Raw genomic sequence first — 20,473 nt, 5'->3', positions numbered from 1 at the left:
AAAATCCCGCGCCGGGTGCGGCGCGGGATTCTTTCAAAAGATCAGCCTAACAACCTGAAAGGCTTAGAAAAAGCCTTTGCGCTGCCACCAGCCGCCGCGCTTCGGCTTGTCCTCGGCCTTGGCTTCGTCGCTTACATTCGACGACACGACGGGAACAACCGGCGCGTCGACTGACTGTGGCTTGCGCCGCGTCGGGTGGGCGCCGGCGGCAGGCTCCGCCTCGGATGCCGCAGCTGCCACGGGCTCCGGCTCGGCAGCCACGGGCGCGACCTGGGCCTCGGCCACAGGTTCGGACACCGTCTCGGCCGCGGCTTCCTCGACCACCTTCTTAGCCCTCGAACGGCGGGGCTTCTTCGGCTTTTCGATCGCCTCGGCATCGTCATTAGCCGCCGCCGGAGCGGCAGGTTCTTCCGCGGGAGCGGCTATTGCCGGCTCGCTTACGGCGTCCTGGCCTTCAACCGACTCACGCTCGATATCGCCGACAGTTTCGCCGGCAACGGCGTCTGAAGCTTCGTCCTCACGGCGGTTGCGCTTGCCACCGCGCTTCCCGCGCCGGCGCTTCTTTCCGGAACCGTCGTCGGCAGCGGCCGCCACGGCCTCGTCGCCGGCGGTCACCTCCTCGGTGGTCTCTTCCGTTGCATCATCATCGGCTTCGCCGGCTTCCATCGGCGCCGCCGCGGCGTCCCCGTTGTGGTCGCGGTCGCGATCCCTGCCGCCGCGCCGCCGCCGACGCTTGCGACGCTTGCGATCACGGCCTTCGCCATCCTCGGATCGCTGCTGATGCTGGCCCTGCTGCGCGTGGCGCGGCTGTTCAGCCTGGACCGAGACTTCCTCTTCATCTTCCTCGACGACGATCTCGTCCTCGGGCTCTTCCGGCTCGACATAGGCCGGCAGGCTGCGCACCTCGACAAAGCCTTCCGGCTTCTCGGCAACGGCGCCGCGGAAGATCGCGTAGTGCTGAGTGCCGAGCGTCTCGTCGGCCTCGATCGTGATCGTCAGGCCGAAGCGGGCTTCGAGCTCCAGCAGGTTGGCGCGCTTGTGGTTGAGCACATAGAGCGCGGTCGCCGCCGGTGTGCGCACGATGATGTGGCTGCGCGAATCCTTGAGCAGGAATTCCTCGATCGCCCGCACGACCATCAGCGCCACGGAGGAATCGGAGCGCACATGGCCCGTGCCACCGCAATGCGGGCAAGGCTTCATGGTCGATTCCAGCACGCTGGCGCGAATGCGCTGGCGCGACATTTCCATCAGGCCGAAGTGTGAGATGCGGCCGACCTGTATACGGGCGCGGTCATTCTTGAGGTGATCCTTCAGCCGCTTCTCGACGGAGCGGTTGTTGCGGTTCTCCTCCATGTCGATGAAGTCGATGACGATCAGGCCGGCAAGGTCGCGCAATCGCAACTGCCGCGCGACTTCCTCTGCCGCTTCCAGATTGGTGTGGAGCGCGGTCTCCTCGATCGAATGCTCCTTGGTGGAGCGGCCGGAGTTGACGTCGATCGAAACCAGCGCCTCGGTCTGGTTGATGATGATGTAGCCACCGCTCTTCAGCGTCACCTGCGGCTGCAGCATGCGATCGAGCTGCGCCTCGATACCGTTGCGCACGAAGATCGGCGTGGTGTCGCGGAATGGCTGAACCACCTTGGCGTGGCTCGGCATCAGCATGCGCATGAAATCCTTGGCCTCGCGGTAGCCGTCTTCGCCGGAGACAAGGATCTCGTCGATGTCCTTGTTGTAGAGGTCGCGCACCGAACGCTTGATCAGGCTGCCTTCCTCATAGACCAGGGCAGGGGCCGAGGACTGCAGCGTCAGGTTGCGGACGTTCTCCCAAAGCCGCATCAGATATTCGTAGTCGCGCTTGATCTCCGCCTTGGTGCGGCTTTCGCCGGCGGTGCGCAGGATGACGCCCATGCCCTGCGGCACGTCGAGATCGGTCACGACCTCCTTCAGCCGCTTGCGGTCCTGGGCGTTGGTGATCTTGCGCGAGATGCCGCCGCCGCGCGCCGTGTTCGGCATCAGCACCGAATAGCGGCCGGCAAGCGACAGATAGGTGGTGAGCGCCGCGCCCTTGTTGCCGCGCTCTTCCTTGACCACCTGCACCAAAAGGATCTGGCGGCGCTTGATGACTTCCTGGATCTTGTACTGGCGACGCACCGGCTTGCGGCGGTTGCGGATTTCCTCGAGCGCGTCCTCGGCGCCGACCGATTCGACCTCGTGCTCGTCCGAGTGCGAGGCCGAGACGTCCTCCAGCATGCCGCGATCATTGTCGCTGGCGGCGGCTTCGCCGCTCTGCTCGGGCTGATCCGCCTGCGGGACCGCCTCGGAAATCACATCTGCTTCGATGCTGGCGGCAATCGAGGTCGGGCCACCTTCGGATGGCTTGCCATCCTCATCGTCCGTGGCGTCATCTCCGCCAGCTTCGCCGGCGGATTCTTCAGCCGCTTCCGATACGGCCTCGACGGCCTCGGAGACTGCTCCGGCATTTTCTGCCGGGGTATCGGCGGTCTCGCCGCCGGCTTCCTCGCCCCTGACAACCTCAGCGGCGGTTTCGTCAGCTATAGCCTCGACCGTGCTTTCCTCGTTCTCCGAGGAAGCGTGCTTGTGCTCGCCGCGGTCGCGGTTCTTGCCGCCGCGCCGGCGGTTGCGCCGGCCGCCGCGATCGCGCGCCTGCTGCTCTTCGCCGTTCTCGGCCTCCTCGTCGTCTTCGTCTTCGGCCTCCTGCGCTTCGGCGCGCAGCAGGGCCTGACGGTCGGCGACCGGGATCTGGTAATAGTCGGGATGAATTTCACTGAAGGCGAGAAAACCGTGACGGTTGCCGCCATATTCGACAAAGGCTGCCTGGAGGGAAGGTTCGACGCGGGTTACGCGGGCGAGGTAGATGTTTCCTTTGAGCTGCTTTTTGTCCTGGGATTCAAAGTCGAATTCTTCGATGCGGTTACCGCGAACGACAACAACGCGTGTTTCCTCCGGGTGGGAGGCGTCTATCAGCATCTTGTTGGGCATTATTTTGTTTCCTGCCGGCAGCCGACAGCCGCAGCTGGCGTGGCAATGCCCGCCGCTGTGCGCCTGTATCTGTGTGCATGCCGGATAATTGAACGTCCGCCGGCCGCCGCTTGAGCGCAATGGCGGTGCCGCCCGCAGCCATTATGGCGCGGTTCGATGCGGACCTTTCCATGATTGCGCTTGAAGCCATCGGCACCCAGCAGAACCTTTGAACCAAAGCCCGGGCTGAGCCGGACCAGCTTGTTTGCTCATAAAGAGCCGGCACGGGACCAACCCGGCCGTTTTCCTCACGCAAGCGATTCCCCGCCACGAGGGCACGCCTGCGAAAATCGTCGCGACCACCCGAGCCTGGAAGGGTAAGGAGCCGCCTTTGCATCCAACCTTTGGCAGGAAACTGCTGAGGCGAGCGGTTCCAGGATTGCAGTGATCCAACGTCGCTTTTATGATTTGGCGGGATGGAAGGCAACCCCGATTTCGGATGCCGGCAAAAAGCGCTTCCCCCGGGGAACGTGCCTTCTTCCCGCTCCATGAAAGGCTTGGTTAACCTTCTCTGAATACCAATCGTTAATCGAGTTGGCGGCCTGACAGGCACTCTGCGAGAAAACCGGGCGCAATGCGTCAAACCGGGAGCGACGGATAAGAGATGGGACCGGCGGGCGCCGCAGACAAGAGGGGTGGGGCCGCTGGGCATTTCCTGCGCGTGGCCTGGACTGCCTTGCTGCTGGCACTGTTGTTCTGCCTTACAGCCGCCGCGCGTGCCGACACCCTGCTTGGCGCGACCGGCTACAAGATGGCCGGCGACGCCACAAAGATGCGCATCGTCGTGAATTTCGACCGCGAGCCGGACGTCAAATGGTTCCTGCTGCGCGGCCCCAATCGCCTCGTCGTCGATCTGCCGCGCACGCGATTCGCGCTCGACGCCAAGGATGTGAAGCCGCGCGGCCTTGTACGGGCCGTTCGCTACGGCGATCAGGGACATGGCTCGCGCCTGATCCTCACCGGCAAGGGCCCTTTCGCCGTCGACAAGCTCGACGTGCTCAAGAACGACGACGGCAGCGGCTATCGCATCGCCATCGATATGTCGGCTGCCTCCGAGCGGGAGTTCGACGAAGCTCTCGCCAACCAGTCGCTGACGACCGGTTCGACGGTTTCGACCGAAAAGGGCGAGCGGGTCGGCACCGGACCGGTCTCGGCGCCCGGCCATCGCTTCACGGTGGTTATCGATCCCGGCCATGGCGGCGTCGATGGTGGCGCCGAAAGCTCCGCCGGCACGGTCGAGAAGGATGTCACGCTCGCTTTTGCCAAGGAACTGCGCGACAAGCTGGCCGCGGTCGGCAAATACGATGTCTACATGACACGCGACAACGACGTGTACCTGGCGCTGGACGAACGCGTGCGCATCGCGCGCCAGCACGAGGCCGACCTCCTGATCTCCATCCATGCCGATACGATCGCCGTCAAAGGCCTTCGCGGCGCCACGGTCTACACGCTCTCGGACAAGGCTTCCGATCCGGAGGCCCAGGCGCTCGCGGATCGCGAGAACCTGTCCGACCAGTTCGCCGGAATGAAGATCGAGGACGACAACAAGGAAGTCACCGACATCCTGATCGACCTGATCCGCCGTGAAACGCATGGTTTCTCGATGAGCTTCGCCCACACGCTGGTCGGTCAGCTGTCGACCAGCGTCGGCCTGATCAACAATCCGCAGCGCTCGGCCGGCTTCAGGGTGCTCAGGGCTCCGGACGTGCCGTCCGTCCTGGTCGAGCTCGGCTACCTCTCCAACGTCAAGGACGAGGCGCAGCTGCTCAACGCTGACTGGCGCGGCAAGGCGGCGCAAAGCATAACCAACGCGGTTGCCCTGTTTGCCGCCGCCAAGACCGGAACCGCGACGGGTGGCTGACCCCGCCGCCCACGACCGCCGGACGTCTACAACCACAAGCAGCGTTGCATGACGACAACACCCGGCGTTATTATTCGCCAACCGAGTCCTCAAATTTCGCGCTGCCGTATTTTGTCCACATGGTCGCGACATGGGTTTTTCGATTGCGGATTGGGACCGCCCCTGGAAGCTTGCGCGACTGTCGGCTTCGTCTAGGAAATTCCCGAACCTCGGACTGGAGCGGGCATGATTCGTCTCATCGGCTATTTCTTTGGCATCGGCACGACGCTGGCGCTGCTGGTGGCGGGCGGTCTTGCCATCTACATCAGCCATCTGACGAAGGACCTGCCCGACTACGAGGTTCTGGCCAAATACGAACCGCCGGTGACGACGCGCATCCATGCCTCCGACGGCGCGTTGATGGCTGAATATGCGCGCGAGCGGCGTCTCTATCTGCCGATCCAGGCCATCCCGGACCGCGTCAAGGCCGCCTTCATGTCGGCCGAGGACAAGAACTTCTACAACCATCCGGGCATCGACATCACCGGTCTTGGCCGCGCCATCATCGTCAATCTGCAGAATTTCGGTTCCGGCCGGCGGCAGGTCGGCGCCTCGACGATCACCCAGCAGGTGGCCAAGAACTTCCTGCTCTCTTCCGATCAGACCTATGAGCGCAAGATCAAGGAGATGATCCTGGCCTTCCGCATCGAGCAGGCCTATTCGAAGGACCGCATCCTCGAGCTCTATCTCAACGAAATCTTCTTCGGCTTCGGCGCCTATGGCGTCGCGGGCGCCGCGCTCACCTATTTCGACAAATCGGTCAACGAGCTGACGGTCGCCGAGGCGGCTTATCTCGCCTCGTTGCCGAAAGGCCCGAACAACTATCACCCCTTCAAGCACGCCGACCGTGCCCTGGAGCGCCGCAACTGGGTCATCGACCAGATGGTCGAGAACGGCTACGTCACCCGCGAGGAGGGCGACAAGGCCAAGGCCGAACCGCTCGGCGTGACGCCGCGCCGCAACGGCTCCTATCTGTTTGCCGGCGAGTACTTCACCGAGGAAGTCCGCCGCCAGATCATCGCGCGCTACGGCGAGAATGCGCTTTACGAGGGCGGCCTGTCGGTGCGCACCACGCTCGATCCCAAAATCCAGCTTATCGCCCGCAAGGCGATGCAGAACGGCCTGCTCAAATACGACATGCTGCGCGGCTATCGCGGTCCGGTGACGCATATCGACGTTTCCGGCGACTGGGGCGTGCCGCTCGGCAATGTGAAGGGCCTCGAGGACGTGCCGGAATGGACGCTGGCCGTCGTGCTCGACAGCTCGGCAACCGGCCTGACCATCGGCATCCAGCCGACGCGGCAGATTTCCGGCGATCTGGTCAAGGAACGCGTCCAGGGCACCGTCAGCAAGGAGGACATGGGCTTCGCCATGCGCCACTTCGTCAACGGCAAGTCCGTCAGGGCAAAGTCTCCGGCGGAAGTGCTGGAGCCCGGTGATGTGGTTTTCGTGCAGAAGAATGACGGCTCCGACAACACCTACATGCTGCGCCAGGTGCCGGAGGTCGAGGGCGGCCTCGTCGCCATGGATCCGCACACCGGCCGCGTGCTCGCCATGGTCGGCGGCTTCTCCTACGCGCAGTCGGAATTCAACCGCGCCACCCAGGCGATGCGCCAGCCCGGTTCCTCGTTCAAGCCGATCGTCTATTCGGCGGCGCTCGACAATGGCTACACGCCGGCCTCGGTGATCATGGACGGCCCGATCACCATCCAGAGCGGCAACACCACCTGGACGCCGAAGAACTATGACGGCACGGTCGCCGGCCCGGCCACCTTGCGCTCTGGCATCGAGAAGTCGCGCAATCTGATGACCGTGCGGCTGGCCAACGACATGGGCATGAAGCTGGTCGTGGAATATGCCGAGCGCTTCGGCGTTTACGATCATCTGGCGCCCTATCTGCCGATGGCGCTGGGCTCCGGCGAGACGACCGTCATGCGCATGGTCTCGGCCTATTCGATCATGGCCAATGGCGGCAAATCGATCAAACCGTCGCTGATCGACCGCATCCAGGACCGCTACGGCAAGACGGTGTTCAAGCAGGACGAGCGCGGCTGCGAAGGCTGCAACGCCACCGAATGGAAGAACCAGCCGGAGCCGGAGCTGGTCGACAATTCCGAGCAGGTGCTCGACCCGATGACCGCCTATCAGATCACCTCGATGATGGAGGGCGTCGTGCAGCGCGGCACCGGCGCCACCGTCGGTGAGCTCGGCCGCCACATCGCCGGCAAGACCGGCACGACCAATGACGAGAAGGACGCCTGGTTCATCGGCTTCACCCCGAACCTCGTCGTCGGCCTCTATATGGGCTACGACACGCCGCGCGGCCTTGGCCATGGCGCCACTGGCGGCGGCTTGGCAGCCCCGATCTTCAAGGACTTCATGCGCGTTGCGCTCGACGGCAAGCCGAACACCGACTTCCAGGTTCCCGATGGCATGAAGCTGATCGCAATCAACCGCAAGACCGGCATGCGTGCTGCCGAAGGCGATCCGAACACCATCATCGAGGCTTTCAAGCCCGGCACCGGTCCGGCCGACAGCTACTGGGTGATCGGCATGGGCGCCGATGGCTCCAACGGTTCCGGCGCGGGGCTGTCGCCGCAGGCCAACCAGGCCATCCAGGACGGCGGCGGCGGCCTCTACTGACGTTGCCGGATTTCGCAATGGGCCGGCAGGTTGGTGCCGGCCCATTTCGCTTTACAGGCGGCGATGCCGTGCCTATGTATCGCGCCTATTCCGAAAAGACCGAAAAGAACAGGACCGAACGAAGAGCCATGCGCGCGGAAACGCTCAACATTGTCGACGAGATCAGGCAGGCGATAACCCTGCTGAGGAGGCATCTTTGACTGGGACCAGGCTGTAAAGCGGCTTGAATACCTGAATTCGCGCGCCGAGGATTCCAGCCTCTGGAATGATCCGATCGAAGCGCAGAAGCTGATGCGGGAGCGCCAGGAGCTCGAGGACGGCATCGCCGCCGTCAAGGGGATGACGCAGGCGCTGGAAGACAATATCGGCCTGATCGAACTCGGCGAGGAAGAGGGCGACGACGGCATTATCGCGGAAGCGGAGGCGGCGCTGCGTTCGATGCAGGGCGAGGCGAAGGCCCGCCAGGTCGAGACGCTGCTCTCGGGCGAGGCCGACGCCAACGACAGCTATCTCGAAATCCATGCCGGCGCTGGCGGCACCGAGAGCCAGGACTGGGCCTCGATGCTCCTGCGCATGTACACGCGCTGGGCCGAGCGCCGCCGCTTCAAGGTCGAGGTTCTGGAAATCCATGACGGCGAAGAAGCGGGCATCAAGTCCGCCACCGTGCTGATCAAGGGCCACAACGCCTATGGCTGGCTGAAGACCGAGTCCGGCGTCCATCGCCTGGTGCGCATTTCGCCCTACGACAGCAACGCGCGGCGCCACACCTCCTTCGCCAGCGTCTGGGTCTATCCGGTCATCGATGACTCGATCGAGATCAATGTTTCCGAATCCGACGTGCGCATCGACACCTATCGCTCCTCGGGTTCGGGCGGCCAGCACGTCAACACCACCGACTCGGCGGTGCGCATCACCCATCTCGCGACCGGCATCGCGGTCGCCTGCCAGGCCGAGCGCTCGCAGCACAAGAACCGCGCCAAGGCCTGGGAAATGCTGCGCTCGCGGCTTTACGAGGAAGAGCTGAAGAAGCGCGAGGCGGTCGCCAATGCCACCGAGGCGTCGAAGAGCGACATCGGCTGGGGCCACCAGATCCGCTCCTACGTGCTGCAGCCCTATCAGCTCGTGAAGGATCTGCGCACCGGCGTCGAAAGCACTTCGCCGTCGAGCGTGCTCGACGGCGATCTCGACGAGTTCATGGAAGCCTCGCTCTCGCATCGCATCGAGGGCGGCGCGGGCGAAGCAGTGGCGGACCTCGACTAGGCGTCCCCGCGTCGCACGAGGGAGGAGCCGGTGACGCGCAAACTTACCGGAAAATGCTTCTGCGGCGCAGTCCACTATGAGGTTGCGGACGAATTCGTTTATGCCGCCAACTGCCATTGCTCGAATTGCCGGCGCACCACGGGGTCGGCGTTCAAACCCTTCGCCGGCATCGAGCGCGAAAAGTTTCGCCTGACCGCCGGCGATGACCCGCTGCTGATCTACGGTGACGAAACTGGCCACGACGCGCATTGCGGGCGATGCGGCTCGCTCATCTATTCGTTGGTCCGCGACGGCGCCTATGTGCATATCGCCATGGGGACGCTGGTCGACGATCCGACCATACGGCCGACCGCCCACATCTTTGTCGGGTCCAAGGCGAAGTGGTTCACAATCGCCGACGACCTGCCGCAATATGATGGGCATGTTCCCGGCTGAACGCTTGGAACCAGCTTGAGCCGAATCCCGTTGTCCGGCACCAGTTCCGTGCGGCTAACCGGTCGTTAACCAAGCCGGCACACGATTCTGGATAGCAGGGGTTGGCGTGAAGCGCGGCTTGCCGATGCAAGCGGATGCTTGCGCCAACCGAGGAATCAGCCCAGCCTTTGCGCTGGGAGTAAAAGCATTTATGGCCGGGTGCGGCATATCTGCGACCGACGATCCGGCCACTGGGAAGATACGTTCCGGGAACGGGCAAGCGAAAACGCTTGATGCTCGAAAGGAACGTTTCGATGTCTGCTGCCATATCAAGATCGGCCCAAGCCGTTCGACCGGCTGGCCGACTTTTGTTCTCCCTGTTCGCTGTTGGAGCCATCTCGGTGCTGGCGCCGCCGGCCATCGCGCACGACGCCCAGCCTACGGCGGTCATGCCGCAAGGCTGGAAATACCCCTTTGCCTGTTGTGCCAACTTCGATTGCAAGGAGGTGCCGCAGTCATCGATCAGCGAGCGGCCCGAAGGCTATGTCATAAAAGGCACGGGCGAGGTGGTGGCCTATAGCGACAAGCGGGTCAAGAATTCGCCCGACGGCGAATATCACTGGTGCGCGCATCAGGCCGGGCTCGACGCCGGCAAGACGATCTGCCTGTTCGTGCCGCCACCCTCTTACTAGGGCTTTGGACCTGCCGCGGGAGGCAAGACGCGGGCCTCGATCCACGGCAGCAGAAGGCTGCATACCCTGCTGACAGACGGTTGTCAGGACGGCTTCTTTATGTTGCCTTGCCACGGAGCAATTCCAGGTTTTCCGTTCGGAATTGCGTGAAAGAAGCGCGTGGCGGACAATGGGAGAGGTGAGTTCATGACCATCAAGGGAAGCTGCCATTGCAAGGCGACAACCTTCGAGGTTGCCGAGGCGCCGCGGACGGTGACGCAATGCACATGCTCGTTCTGCTCGAAGCGCGGGTCGCTATGGGCGTATTATGTGCCGTCGCAATTCAAGCTCACGAGCCCGCCGCAGAACGTCTCCTTCTACCGCTGGGGCTCAAAGACCGTAAAGCATGGTTTCTGCGCCACCTGCGGCTGCGGCACCTTCACCGAAACGCCTGATTGGTCGACCGGAAAGCCGGACTTCGACAACCCGAAGATCAGCGTCAATTCGCGCCTGTTCGACGATTTCGACCTGGATAAGGTCGAGGTGGTGGTCATCGACGGCAAGAATTTGTGGTAGACGCGAAGCGGGAACGACCGCCGGACTTTGCCGGCCGCATTCCCGTTCCGTTTTTCGCCGCATTTCATGCTACAAGGCTGCGGAAGGGCTGATTTGGCGCGGCCGCAAAGGCCGCGAATTGGAGAGGGACCAATCTCATGAAGAAGACTGTGCTCGTCGCCGTGGCGACGGCTCTATTGGTGAGCGCCTGCACCACCACCGATCCGTATACCGGCGACCAGAAGATCTCCAATACGGCAGCCGGCGCCGGCCTCGGCGCGCTGGCTGGTGCCAGCCTCGGTCTGCTGGCTGGCGGCAATGACCGCCGCAACGCCCTGATCGGTGCCGGCATCGGCGCGCTCGCCGGCGGCGCGATCGGCGCGACGATGGACCAGAACGAGGCGGAGCTTCGCCGTCAGCTGCAGGGCACCGGCGTCAGCGTCACCCGCAGCGGCGACCAGATCATCCTCAACATGCCGTCCGACATCACCTTCAATGTCGACCAGGACGCGGTGAAGCCGGGCTTCTATCCGGTGCTGAATTCGGTCGCGCTGGTGCTGAAGAAATTCCGCCAGACCACGGTGGACGTTTTCGGCCACACCGATTCGACCGGCGGCGACCAGCACAATTTCGATCTGTCGCAGCGTCGCGCGCTTGCCGTCGCAAATTACCTGTCCGGCCAGGGCGTCGATCAGCGCCGCTTCGCCGTCACCGGCTTCGGCAAGACCCGCCCGATCGCATCCAATGCGACCGCCGCCGGCCGCGAGCAGAACCGCCGCGTCGAAATCCAGCTGTCGCCGCTCACCTGAGAGAAAACGGAGCGTAGAGGCGCAAAACTCCATCAAGGCAAACGGCCCCGTACGGGGCCGTTTTTGTTTGAAATGGTCCAAAGATGGGATCGAAGGTCTTAGGGCATTAGCTTTTTCTAATTGATACTTTTCCGGAACCCGTGAAAGGACTACCATCCTGCTGTTCCAGAGGGGATGGGGTGGTCAATTGGCCGCGCAATCAACACCTGCCGCCCCGGTCTTGCACGGCCAGATCAAGGAATCTGGGAGGAATGCATGACAAGAACAGTTCGCTTGGGGCGCTGCGGCGTCCTCGCTTTGGCGTGTCTTATCGGCACATCGTTCGGGGTAGCGACGGCCCGGGCCGAGGACGCCAACAAGGCCGACATCGAAGCCTTGAAGAAATCGCTGGCCAAGTATGAAGATTACACGGTCGCTGTCCGCGACCTCTATTTGTCGACAGTCGGCTGCGTCCACTATAGCGGCGAGAAGATAGACGGCGCGATGTACTATCCGAAGGGCGCGATGGGCATCCATTTCGTCAACGTCCCGAGCGTCGGCAAGCCGCTCGACCCGATGAAGCCCAACGTCCTGATCTACGAGCCGACGAAGAAGGGCTTGAAGCTGGTCGGCGTGGAATGGCTGGTGCCGCTGACACCGGACACCAAGGCGGCCCCGACATTGTTCGGCCAAAAATTCATGGGGCCGATGGAAGGCCACTATCCGCTCATTCCGAGGGAGTTCGTCCACTACGACCTGCATGCATGGCTGTTCAGGGACAATCCGAACGGCATGTTCAGTCCAACGAACCCGAATGTGAAATGCAGCAAGGCCGAGTTCCCGATGCTTGAGAAGCCGACCAAGATGATGCCGGGACCGATGTAGGCATCGCCTTTGGCCGGCTTGCTTCGGGCGAAGCAGAAAAAGAAAGCGGCCCCGTTTACGGGGCCGCTTTCATTCCAGGCTATGCTGGTATCGACTTCAGACCTTCGCGACGATCCGCATGAAGGCCGGCACGTCGTCGCCGAAGCCGACGGTCGAGTCGTCTTCTTCCTGACGGTGGCGGCCGGGGCGGTCGCGCTGCGGACGAGCGTCGCCGCGCTGTTCGTGACGGTTGCCCGGGCCCTTGCGCTCGTTCTCGGAACGGATCGCGTCCTTGCGGGCGCGGCGTTCGGCGATATCGGCCACTTCGGCGACGGGCTGTTCCTCGCGCGCGGTATCGGGCGTCTCGTCGCGCTTGGCGTGACGGTCCTTCTTGCGCTCGCCGCGTTCTTTGCGATCGTCCTTGCGGTCCTCGTCCTTGCGGCCGGCGCGACGTGGGGCGCCGCGGCCGCGGCGCGGCTGCTCCTCGCCCTCGCTCTCGGTCACGGTCGACAGGTCGCCGTCATGCCACTCGATCTTGGTGCCGATCAGCCTCTCGATCGCGTCGACATATTTGGTGTCGGAGCGGGTGGCGATGGTGAAGGACTTGCCGGCGCGGCCGGCGCGGCCGGTGCGGCCGATGCGGTGGACATAGTCCTCGGCATGGATCGGCACATCGTAGTTGAAGACGTGGCTGACGTCGGGAATGTCGAGACCGCGCGCGGCGACGTCCGAGGCTACGAGGTAGCGCAGCTTGCCGTCGCGGAAATTGGCGAGCATCTGCATGCGGGCGCGCTGGTCCATGTCGCCATGCAGCGCGCCGGCATCGAAATCATGCTTCAGCAGCGAGCGGAACAGCTCCGATACTTCGATCTTGCGGTTGCAGAAGATGATCGCGTTCTTCAGTTCCGCGTCTTCGGCCTTGATCAGGTTGCGCAGGGTCTCGCGCTTGTCCCATGGCTTCGCGCCGGATTTCACCAGCCGCTGCGTGATGCTGGTTGCGGTGGAGGCCGCCTTGGAAACCTCGACACGGACCGGCGCATGCAGGAATTTCTCGGTGAGCTTGGTGATCTCCGGCGGCATCGTCGCCGAGAAGAACAGCGTCTGGCGCGTGAACGGGATCATCTCGCAGATGCGCTCGATGTCGGGAATGAAGCCCATGTCGAGCATCCGGTCGGCCTCGTCGATGACGAGAATCTCGACGCCGTTGAGAAGGAGTTTGCCGCGCTCACGGTGGTCGAGCAGGCGGCCGGGCGTAGCTATCAGCACGTCGGCGCCGCGCTCGAGCTTCTTGTCCTGCTCGTCGAATGAGACGCCGCCGATCAGAAGCGCGATGTTGAGCTTGTGGTTCTTGCCGTATTTGATGAAGTTTTCCTCGACCTGCGCGGCCAGCTCACGGGTCGGTTCGAGGATCAGCGTGCGCGGCATGCGGGCTCGCGCCCGGCCCTTTTCCAGGCGCGTCAGCATCGGCAGCACGAAGGAAGCGGTCTTGCCGGTGCCGGTCTGGGCGATACCCAGCACGTCCTTGCCGAGCAGCGCATGCGGGATGGCGCCGGCCTGGATCGGCGTCGGCTTGGTGTAGCCGGCATCGGTGACTGCGGAGAGCACCTTCGGCGACAGGCCGAGGTCTGAGAATGTCAACGCTTCTTGAGCGATCGTGGTGTCTGAGGACAAGTGTTTGTTGTCTTTGTTGGTTGGGAAAATCGCGACACAGTAGCCGCGGCAGGCGCCGCGCGCCTGCAAGATCGGTGTTGCAGTTAGGCGCAAGTCCTCGATTTGTCAACAGAAACGGACCGAAATACAGCGATTGTGAAGACGTAACCTTAATCGCGACGCTTAATCGAAACAGTATCGTTGCGCCGGCTCAGTAGCGGAACTGCTCGGCAAGGATGCGTTCGTTCCATGAATGGTTCGGATCGAACAGCAAAGTTGCCGTCGCCGTCGGCGATTCCCGCACGGTGATGGAGGCCACCGCCTTGACCTCTGTATGATCGGCCGCGGCATTCACCGGGCGCTTTTCGGCTTCCAGGATGTCGAAGCGTATGGTCGCCTTGTTGGACAGCAGCGCCCCACGCCAGCGGCGCGGTCGGAAAGGACTCACTGGCGTCAGCGCCAGAAGCGGCGCATCGAGCGGCAGGATCGGCCCATGCGCCGACAGATTGTAGGCGGTGGAGCCGGCGGGCGTCGCGATCATCACGCCGTCGCAGTTGAGCTCCTCCAGCCGCACCTGGCCATCGACGGTGATGCGGATCTTCGCCGTCTGGTAGGACTGGCGCCACAGCGCCACCTCGTTGATGGCCGGCGCCGAAACGGTTTCGCCGTCATGCGTCACCGCGACCATTTCGAGCGGCCGGATCGTCTCGGCGACCGCGGCGGCGATGCGTTCCTCGAGGCCGCCGGCGCGATATTCGTTCATCAGGAAGCCGATGGTGCCACGGTTCATGCCGTAGACCTTCTTGCCCGTGCTCATCGTGTCGCGCAGCGTCTGCAGAAGAAAGCCGTCGCCGCCCAGCGCAATGATGATCTCGGCCTCCGCGACAGGCACCTGCCCATAGCGCGCCGACAGGCTTTCCAGCGCCGCGCGGGCGTCGTCGGTGTCGGAAGAGACGAAGGCGAAACGGCTGGCGGCTTTGCTCATGGCTCCCGGAGGGCGACCGTCTGCGGGGCCGCGCCGGCGACGGCGTAGCATGCGCCGCCCGTATCTGTGAAGGGCGCTGCGCGGGCCGGCGGGTCACATCCGACAATCGCGCTTCGTGACAGCCGCGACACGAATGTGATGACTGCTATGGTTAAGGCGAAGCTTAAACACTCGTAAAGCCGGATCGATCATGTTAGCCGACAGTGGATGGGTTGGCGGGGGCTGGCCAGTCGAGAGACCTGTCTATTGCCGGTAACGCGTCTGATCATAGTCTTCCTGATGATGGGAAGTTTCGCGCTCATGTTCGCTGAACTGGTGCGCCATTCCGAAGAGATGAGCCAGCGGCCACAGCCGACGGCCTCCCGCTGCGGTGACGCCACCGGGACACCTTGTCCGCAAAGGGCGCTGTAGCCCGCCCAGGATGATATTCGCCGAATGCGCGCATGAACGCCGCGCGGTCGCGATGACCGCGGTTAGTCGATCTTCGGTGAGATCTCGTGGGATTTTCCATCAGTCTCGGTTCTGCGCGCATATGCCGGATCCAGCAGGTCGCGAAAACGACGCTCGCTACATTGCCCTGTAATTCGCAAGGTTCTATGTGTCTTTTCGACAGAATCTTGGAGCGTGCGCGCTTCGAAAACAAATCGGCGCGATAATGCATGGAATAACCCGGAAAGATCGTCGCGCCGTGCTGGTCGCCGGTGGCAGCGGCTTCATCGGTTCGCATCTGGTCGATCGTCTCTTGCAGCGCACGGATCTCGAACGCCTGGTTGTGGTTGACAACCTATGGACCGGCTCGCGCCAGAATCTTGCACACTTTGACGATCCCCGATTGAGCCTCGAGGTGGAGAGTGCGGAGATATTTGCCACCTCACAGCGGTTCGATGAAATCATTCACTTGGCATCGCCCGCTTCGCCGCGCTGGTACATGAGCGATCCGGCTCGCACTATTCGTGCCAATATCAGTGGAGCTTTCAACCTTCTGGGTTTGCTCAAACCCGGCGGCCGCTTCTGTTTTTCATCTACCTCAGAGGTGTACGGCGATCCGCTGGTCTCTCCGCAACCGGAGAGTTATCGAGGTTCAGTGGACTGCACGGGCCCCAGATCCTCCTATGACGAAAGCAAGCGTTGCACGGAAGCGCTGTTGTTTGAGACCCAACGCACGCAGGGACTCGACGTGAGAGTGGTGAGGCTCTTCAACGTATATGGGCCCCGCACGCGTATAGATGACGGGCGGGCGATTTCGAACTTCATAAGCCAAGCGCTCACGACTGGAGTGCTGACCGTCTACGGCGACGGTCTGCAATCGCGCAGTTGGGGTTATATCGATGACATTGTCGACGGATTGGAGCGTTTCTTCTGGCGCGATCACATTTCGTATCGCGGCCCGCTCAACATCGGTAACAATTACGAGGTTCCGGTCCTTGAGATCGCAAAATTCATCTGCTCCCTGGTTCCGGGCAGCTCAATCGTTCATCATGAACCGGTTCCTCAAGATCCGACGAATCGTTGCCCGGACCTGACCTTAGCCAAACGTATTCTTCCAGGTTGGGAAGCTGCTACAGGCTATCGGGAAGGCATTCGACAGACCCTTGAGTGGTTCCGGAGCCAGCTCGTCGCTCCTGCCGCGGCCCAGGCCTAAGATTGCCTAAAGTGTCGCCGGCATCCGTCAGGAAGGCCGGCTTCTCATCGATACCGTTTCCAATCGACCTTCGAAATACGGCATGAAGACCGTCTCGAATGCCTTGAGCGCCGCGCCGATTGCCTGGTGCATGTCGAGATAGCGGTATGTCCCGAGCCGGCCGCCGAAATGAGTGTTTTCTTCCCGGCGCGCGCGCGCCTGGTAGCGCTCGTAGATCTGTTGGTCGGCGCGGGTATCGATTGGATAGTAGGGTTCGTCGCCGCGACGAGCGAAATGTGAGAATTCGCGACCGATCAACGTTCTGTTGCTGTTGAATTCCCGCTCAGGGTTGAAATGCCTGAACTCAACGATGCGCGTGTAAGGCACGGCTTCGTCGGCGAAATTCATGATGGCGGTGCCCTGATAGTCCGGCGTATCCATATGTTCGAATTCGATGTCGATCGTTCGCCATCCGAGGTCCCCTTCGGCGTAATCGAAATACCGGTCGATGGCGCCTGTATAGGCAACGGGAATATTTTTGGGTAGCGATCCTTTGATCTCGAAGAAGTCGACGCCCAGCCTGGTCTCGATCTTCGGATGCGCAAGCATCTTCTTGAAGATCGCGGTGTAGCCGTCGAGCGGCTGTCCCTGGTATCGGTCGTTGAAATAACCGTCCTCGAATGTATAGCGCACCGGCAAACGCGCGATGATCTGCGGCGGGAGTTCGCGCGGATCGGTCTGCCATTGCTTGGCGGTGTAGCCTTTGATGAACGCTTCGTAGAGGGGGCGCCCGATAAGGGAGATGGCTTTCTCCTCGAGATTGGCCGGCTGCCGGTCGCCGAGTTCGGATGATTGCTCGGCAATCAGCGCCCGCGCTTGATCGGGGCTGAGCCGTTTGCCGAAGAACTGGCAGATCGTCGCCAGATTGATCGGCAGGGAATAGACCTGGTCGCGATATGACGAGTACGCCCGGTGCCTATAGGAGCTGAATCGCGTGAAGGCGTGCAGGTATTCCCAGACCTCTTTGTTCGGCGTGTGGAAGAGGTGAGGCCCATAGCGATGGATTTCGGCACCCGTTGCCGGGTCGATCTCGGTGTAGGCGTTGCCGCCGACGTGGGCGCGTCGGTCGATCACCAGCACGCGACGCCCCAGCTTCGTCGCAATACGCTCGGCAAGTGTTACGCCGTAGAACCCGGCCCCTACGATAAGAAGATCGACGCCGTTCAACATGCCTTTGCCTGGTCGGCGGCGTGAACCGGACGCAAGTCGAGCGCGACGGTCGAAAGTTCGGTTGCCTTGAAGTGTTGTCGGCGGACATGCCGCCACAGCGTTTTCTTCAATCGATACACCTGTCTGAATGTCTTCAGCCGGAGGGCGTAATCCAGCATCATGCGCAGGCCGATGGCGGTCTTTGATCGCCAACGGCGACCCTTTCGGTCCACAGCCTCATAGGAGATCGGATAAAATTCATCCAGGCCAAATCTGGCCTGCAACTGCGCGTATTCCGCTTCGCGCGTAAGGCCGTTTTCCAACATCACTTGGGCAAGCGCGGTTCCGACAGGGCGTGTGTGACGGATCGACAAATTATCGAACACGGCGGACTTGCGTCGATTGTCGGCGCGCAGCCGCGTCCAAAGCGAATCCAGGCCGAAGCCACTCATTGAACGTTCGAAGAGCGGCAACACCTTGAGCAGTATGTCGGCCCGGAGGCAGGGAGCCATAATCTCGATCTTGTCCACGAAGCGGAACTCGAAACTGTCGCAGCGCATGAATGACAAATGCGAAAAGTAGCTGTCGAGCGTCAGGGAGGGCTGGCCGACATCGAGGTCGAGCCGGCGCATATTCGCAAATATGGCCTCGATGGTCTTTCGATCGGCCTCGAGATCGTCATCCGGAAGCCAGAAATACTGATAGCGCTGAAGCAGGTCAGGCTGCTGACGGAACAGTGCGAAAAGGCCGTCCCACTTGCCGCCTTTCTGATCCGCCCGTCTTTCGTAAGGCAAGCCGAAGGCCGAAGGATCGGACCCGTAATAACTGACAATCAGGTCGAAATTACATTCAGGCTCGTCCGCGCCCCAGCCACGGTGCAGGGACCTGTCGCCGGCTCTGACGATCACGAGATCGCGGTGGTCGGCCGGCACCGGAGATTCGCTGACGATGTTCATGCTGCGATGGGCTGCCTTGCTGCTTGGTTGCGCTTACGCCAACGTTGCTCGGTTCAGAAGGTTGAACGCTAGGAACGCTTGCCGCAAGACCGGCGGCCGGTTATCGACTGAGGGCTAATTCGGCATTCGCGAAAATGCCCCGTGTCAGGATGACTATCCATGAAGCTGATCGTTGTTACCCCGGCCGGGCGCGAGAAATACCTTGGCGTGCTCAGCCATCATGTTCTGAAGAGCTCTCGTGTCCACGAATGGCATCTGTGGGACAACTGCCGCAACGAGCAGGATCGCGCCTACCTTAGGCAATTAGCGAGCGCCGATTCGCGGATCAAAATCAAGACGTTGCCCCAGGCCAATGGAAGTTTCGACGTCATCGGACGCTTTTTCCGTTTCTGCGACGATCCCGATGCTTTCTATCTGAGGCTGGACGATGACATTGTGTTCCTTGAGGATGGTTTTTTCGAAAAGTACATGGAACGGGTGTTGCCAGAACGGGGCTCGGCCCTGTGGTATGCGCCGCTTATCATCAACAACGCCATCTGCAACACATTCATTAAATACCTCTCTGCGGTTCAGATCGAAGGGCCGCTGACGTGCCAGGCGATGTGCCCGTTCTCTTGGTCCCATCCGACTTTCCCGCTTGCGATGCATCCGGTTCTGATCGAAGCGGTGCGCACCGGCCGCCTGGGCGATTTCCGGGTGCCCGACCGCGAAGTCAGGGCATCGCGGTTCTCCATCAACGCGATCGGCTTTTTCGGATCGGAAATAGTTGAGCTGGGAGACATTTTTCATCCTCAGGGAGACGAAGAAGAGTGGCTGTCGGCTGTGCTGCCCGTAAAGCTTGGGCGGCCGGGCAAGGTTTTCGGCGATCTGATTGCGGCGCACTTTTCCTTCTACACGCAAGAGAAGGCGCTTTTGGGCACCACGATCCTCGAAGATTATTATGATCTGGCCGGACTGCCGGCGCCTGTCTACAAGAAGACTGTGGTTCGGCTGAAGGACCGGTTGAGGCCCTGGAAGAAAAACCGCAATGGAACTCCGCCGAAATATACGATCACGCTCTCGAAAGATCGGGCGGATCCAATGCGGTAGGATGGCAGCATCGAAAGCCGCTGGTTTCGCCATTCGGAAGCGCCGGACCGTATCGTCCGCCGTCGGTCTCCTTCACCTCCGCAGGTGGCAGCCGGCCTTGCGCTTGCCCGCAACATACTCGTCGATGAGCTGCCGGTAGCGCACCTTGCCGAAACTCGGAAAATGGCCGCCATGCACGACCGAGACGTTGAGGTCGCGGATAGCAAGCAGCGTCCCGACATAATCCTGAATATCGGAGTGATAGACGTCGTCGATCAGCGGCCCGTCATAGACGATGTCGCCCGACAGCAGGATGCCGGTCCTTCTCTCGTAAAGCGCGATGCCGCCGGGCGAATGTCCAGGCGTGTGGATGACCTCGAAGGCGCGCTCACCGAGATCGACGACATCGCCGTGCTCGAGCAGCCGGCCCGCCGGTGCCGGCAGGATCAGGTAGCGCGCCGTATCCCAGCCTTCCGGCGCGCCATCGAACATCTCCTCATTGGCGTAACGGTCGGCGACCGTCCATTCATTGCGCGGATCGGCAAGGATTTGGGCTTCGGCCGAATGCACGCAGCGATCGGGGAATTCGTGATGGCAGCCGATGTGGTCGAAATGCGTGTGGCTGGCGACGCAGGTCAGCTTGCGCTCGCTCAACAGCGGAACATGGCGCCGTAGGCTGAAATGGCCGAGGCCGGTATCGAACAGCAGGTCTCGGTCGCGCCCGCGCACATGCCAGATGTTGCAGCGGAAGAACGGCTTTATCCACGGCTCATGGATGAGCGTGACGCCGTCGCCCATGCGGATGGTTTCGTACCAGTCCGGAGCCTCGATGACCGGAAGCATACCCATG

17 protein-coding genes are annotated in these 20,473 nt (G+C 62.1%); 11 read left to right on the top strand and 6 right to left on the bottom strand.

Annotation, left to right across the window (positions count from 1 at the left end; all coding sequences use genetic code 11):
* Positions 1 to 63 precede the first annotated feature (63 nt).
* Positions 64 to 3,000: an Rne/Rng family ribonuclease gene (locus FJ430_RS21785; RefSeq protein WP_140707617.1), complete on the bottom strand. Its 2,937-nt coding sequence runs from the start codon at positions 2,998 to 3,000 to the stop codon at positions 64 to 66.
* A gap of 643 nt (positions 3,001 to 3,643) precedes the next feature.
* Here FJ430_RS21785 and FJ430_RS21780 point away from each other — a divergent pair.
* The 9 genes from FJ430_RS21780 to FJ430_RS21740 all read left to right on the top strand — a co-directional run bounded on the left by FJ430_RS21780 (position 3,644) and on the right by FJ430_RS21740 (position 12,155).
* Complete coding sequence (locus FJ430_RS21780; protein ID WP_140646942.1) at positions 3,644 to 4,900, top strand: N-acetylmuramoyl-L-alanine amidase; 1,257 nt, start codon at positions 3,644 to 3,646, stop codon at positions 4,898 to 4,900.
* Between the two features lie 225 nt (positions 4,901 to 5,125).
* On the top strand, positions 5,126 to 7,582 hold the full coding sequence (locus tag FJ430_RS21775; protein ID WP_140707619.1) for a penicillin-binding protein 1A: 2,457 nt from the start codon (positions 5,126 to 5,128) through the stop codon (positions 7,580 to 7,582).
* A gap of 17 nt (positions 7,583 to 7,599) precedes the next feature.
* Positions 7,600 to 7,782, top strand: a complete 183-nt coding sequence (locus FJ430_RS21770; RefSeq protein WP_181175487.1) for a hypothetical protein — start codon at positions 7,600 to 7,602, stop codon at positions 7,780 to 7,782.
* Positions 7,711 to 8,842, top strand: a protein-coding gene (gene prfB / locus FJ430_RS21765; RefSeq protein ID WP_140707675.1) for a peptide chain release factor 2 whose coding sequence is annotated in 2 segments (ribosomal slippage) — positions 7,711 to 7,776 and positions 7,778 to 8,842 — 1,131 coding nt in all. Because the reading frame shifts where the segments join, the coding sequence is not laid out codon by codon here. Before FJ430_RS21770 ends, prfB begins: the two co-directional genes overlap by 72 nt.
* Before the next feature lie 30 nt (positions 8,843 to 8,872).
* A complete protein-coding gene (locus FJ430_RS21760) occupies positions 8,873 to 9,277 on the top strand; it encodes a GFA family protein (RefSeq protein WP_140646945.1) in 405 nt (134 codons plus the stop codon).
* A gap of 293 nt (positions 9,278 to 9,570) precedes the next feature.
* On the top strand, positions 9,571 to 9,948 hold the full coding sequence (locus tag FJ430_RS21755) for a hypothetical protein (RefSeq protein ID WP_140646946.1): 378 nt from the start codon (positions 9,571 to 9,573) through the stop codon (positions 9,946 to 9,948).
* 186 nt (positions 9,949 to 10,134) lie between these two features.
* Positions 10,135 to 10,503: a GFA family protein gene (locus FJ430_RS21750; RefSeq protein WP_140646947.1), complete on the top strand. Its 369-nt coding sequence runs from the start codon at positions 10,135 to 10,137 to the stop codon at positions 10,501 to 10,503.
* Positions 10,504 to 10,640: 137 nt separating this feature from the next.
* Positions 10,641 to 11,291 carry an OmpA family protein gene (locus tag FJ430_RS21745; protein WP_112099652.1) on the top strand — a complete coding sequence of 217 codons (651 nt, stop codon included), beginning with the start codon at positions 10,641 to 10,643 and terminating at the stop codon, positions 11,289 to 11,291.
* A gap of 255 nt (positions 11,292 to 11,546) precedes the next feature.
* Positions 11,547 to 12,155 (top strand): hypothetical protein, encoded by a 609-nt coding sequence (locus tag FJ430_RS21740; protein ID WP_140707621.1) that lies wholly within the window; start codon positions 11,547 to 11,549, stop codon positions 12,153 to 12,155.
* Positions 12,156 to 12,251: 96 nt separating this feature from the next.
* Here FJ430_RS21740 and FJ430_RS21735 read toward each other — a convergent pair whose 3' ends face one another.
* Both FJ430_RS21735 and FJ430_RS21730 read right to left on the bottom strand, forming a co-directional pair.
* The gene (locus FJ430_RS21735) at positions 12,252 to 13,805 is read right to left on the bottom strand and encodes a DEAD/DEAH box helicase (RefSeq protein ID WP_181175484.1); all 1,554 of its coding nucleotides are present in this window, start codon (positions 13,803 to 13,805) and stop codon (positions 12,252 to 12,254) included.
* A 190-nt stretch (positions 13,806 to 13,995) separates the two neighbouring features.
* Entirely contained in the window at positions 13,996 to 14,769 is a 774-nt protein-coding gene (locus tag FJ430_RS21730; protein WP_140646950.1) for an NAD kinase, read from the bottom strand.
* A gap of 655 nt (positions 14,770 to 15,424) precedes the next feature.
* On the opposite strand from FJ430_RS21730, the gene FJ430_RS21725 reads away from it, so the two are divergent.
* Positions 15,425 to 16,411 (top strand): NAD-dependent epimerase/dehydratase family protein, encoded by a 987-nt coding sequence (locus tag FJ430_RS21725; RefSeq protein ID WP_140707625.1) that lies wholly within the window; start codon positions 15,425 to 15,427, stop codon positions 16,409 to 16,411.
* A gap of 27 nt (positions 16,412 to 16,438) precedes the next feature.
* On the opposite strand, the gene glf is transcribed toward FJ430_RS21725, so the two are convergent.
* Positions 16,439 to 17,620 carry a UDP-galactopyranose mutase gene (gene glf, locus FJ430_RS21720; protein WP_140707627.1) on the bottom strand — a complete coding sequence of 394 codons (1,182 nt, stop codon included), beginning with the start codon at positions 17,618 to 17,620 and terminating at the stop codon, positions 16,439 to 16,441.
* A complete protein-coding gene (locus FJ430_RS21715) occupies positions 17,614 to 18,555 on the bottom strand; it encodes a hypothetical protein (protein ID WP_140707629.1) in 942 nt (313 codons plus the stop codon). The genes glf and FJ430_RS21715 overlap by 7 nt, the downstream gene beginning before the upstream one ends.
* Before the next feature lie 159 nt (positions 18,556 to 18,714).
* Here FJ430_RS21715 and FJ430_RS21710 point away from each other — a divergent pair, with 159 nt between their 5' ends.
* Complete coding sequence (locus tag FJ430_RS21710; RefSeq protein WP_140646955.1) at positions 18,715 to 19,644, top strand: hypothetical protein; 930 nt, start codon at positions 18,715 to 18,717, stop codon at positions 19,642 to 19,644.
* A 72-nt stretch (positions 19,645 to 19,716) separates the two neighbouring features.
* Here the strand turns inward: FJ430_RS21710 and FJ430_RS21705 are convergent, their stop codons facing one another.
* Positions 19,717 to 20,472 carry an MBL fold metallo-hydrolase gene (locus tag FJ430_RS21705; protein WP_140707631.1) on the bottom strand — a complete coding sequence of 252 codons (756 nt, stop codon included), beginning with the start codon at positions 20,470 to 20,472 and terminating at the stop codon, positions 19,717 to 19,719.
* Position 20,473 lies beyond the last annotated feature (1 nt).

Origin of the sequence: Mesorhizobium sp. B2-8-5, assembly GCF_006440675.2 — a bacterium.
In the GTDB taxonomy this organism is placed as follows: Bacteria; Pseudomonadota; Alphaproteobacteria; order Rhizobiales; family Rhizobiaceae; genus Mesorhizobium.
The sequence above is the reverse complement of the archived record's forward strand: the minus strand, read 5'-3'. Positions and strand labels throughout refer to the sequence as shown.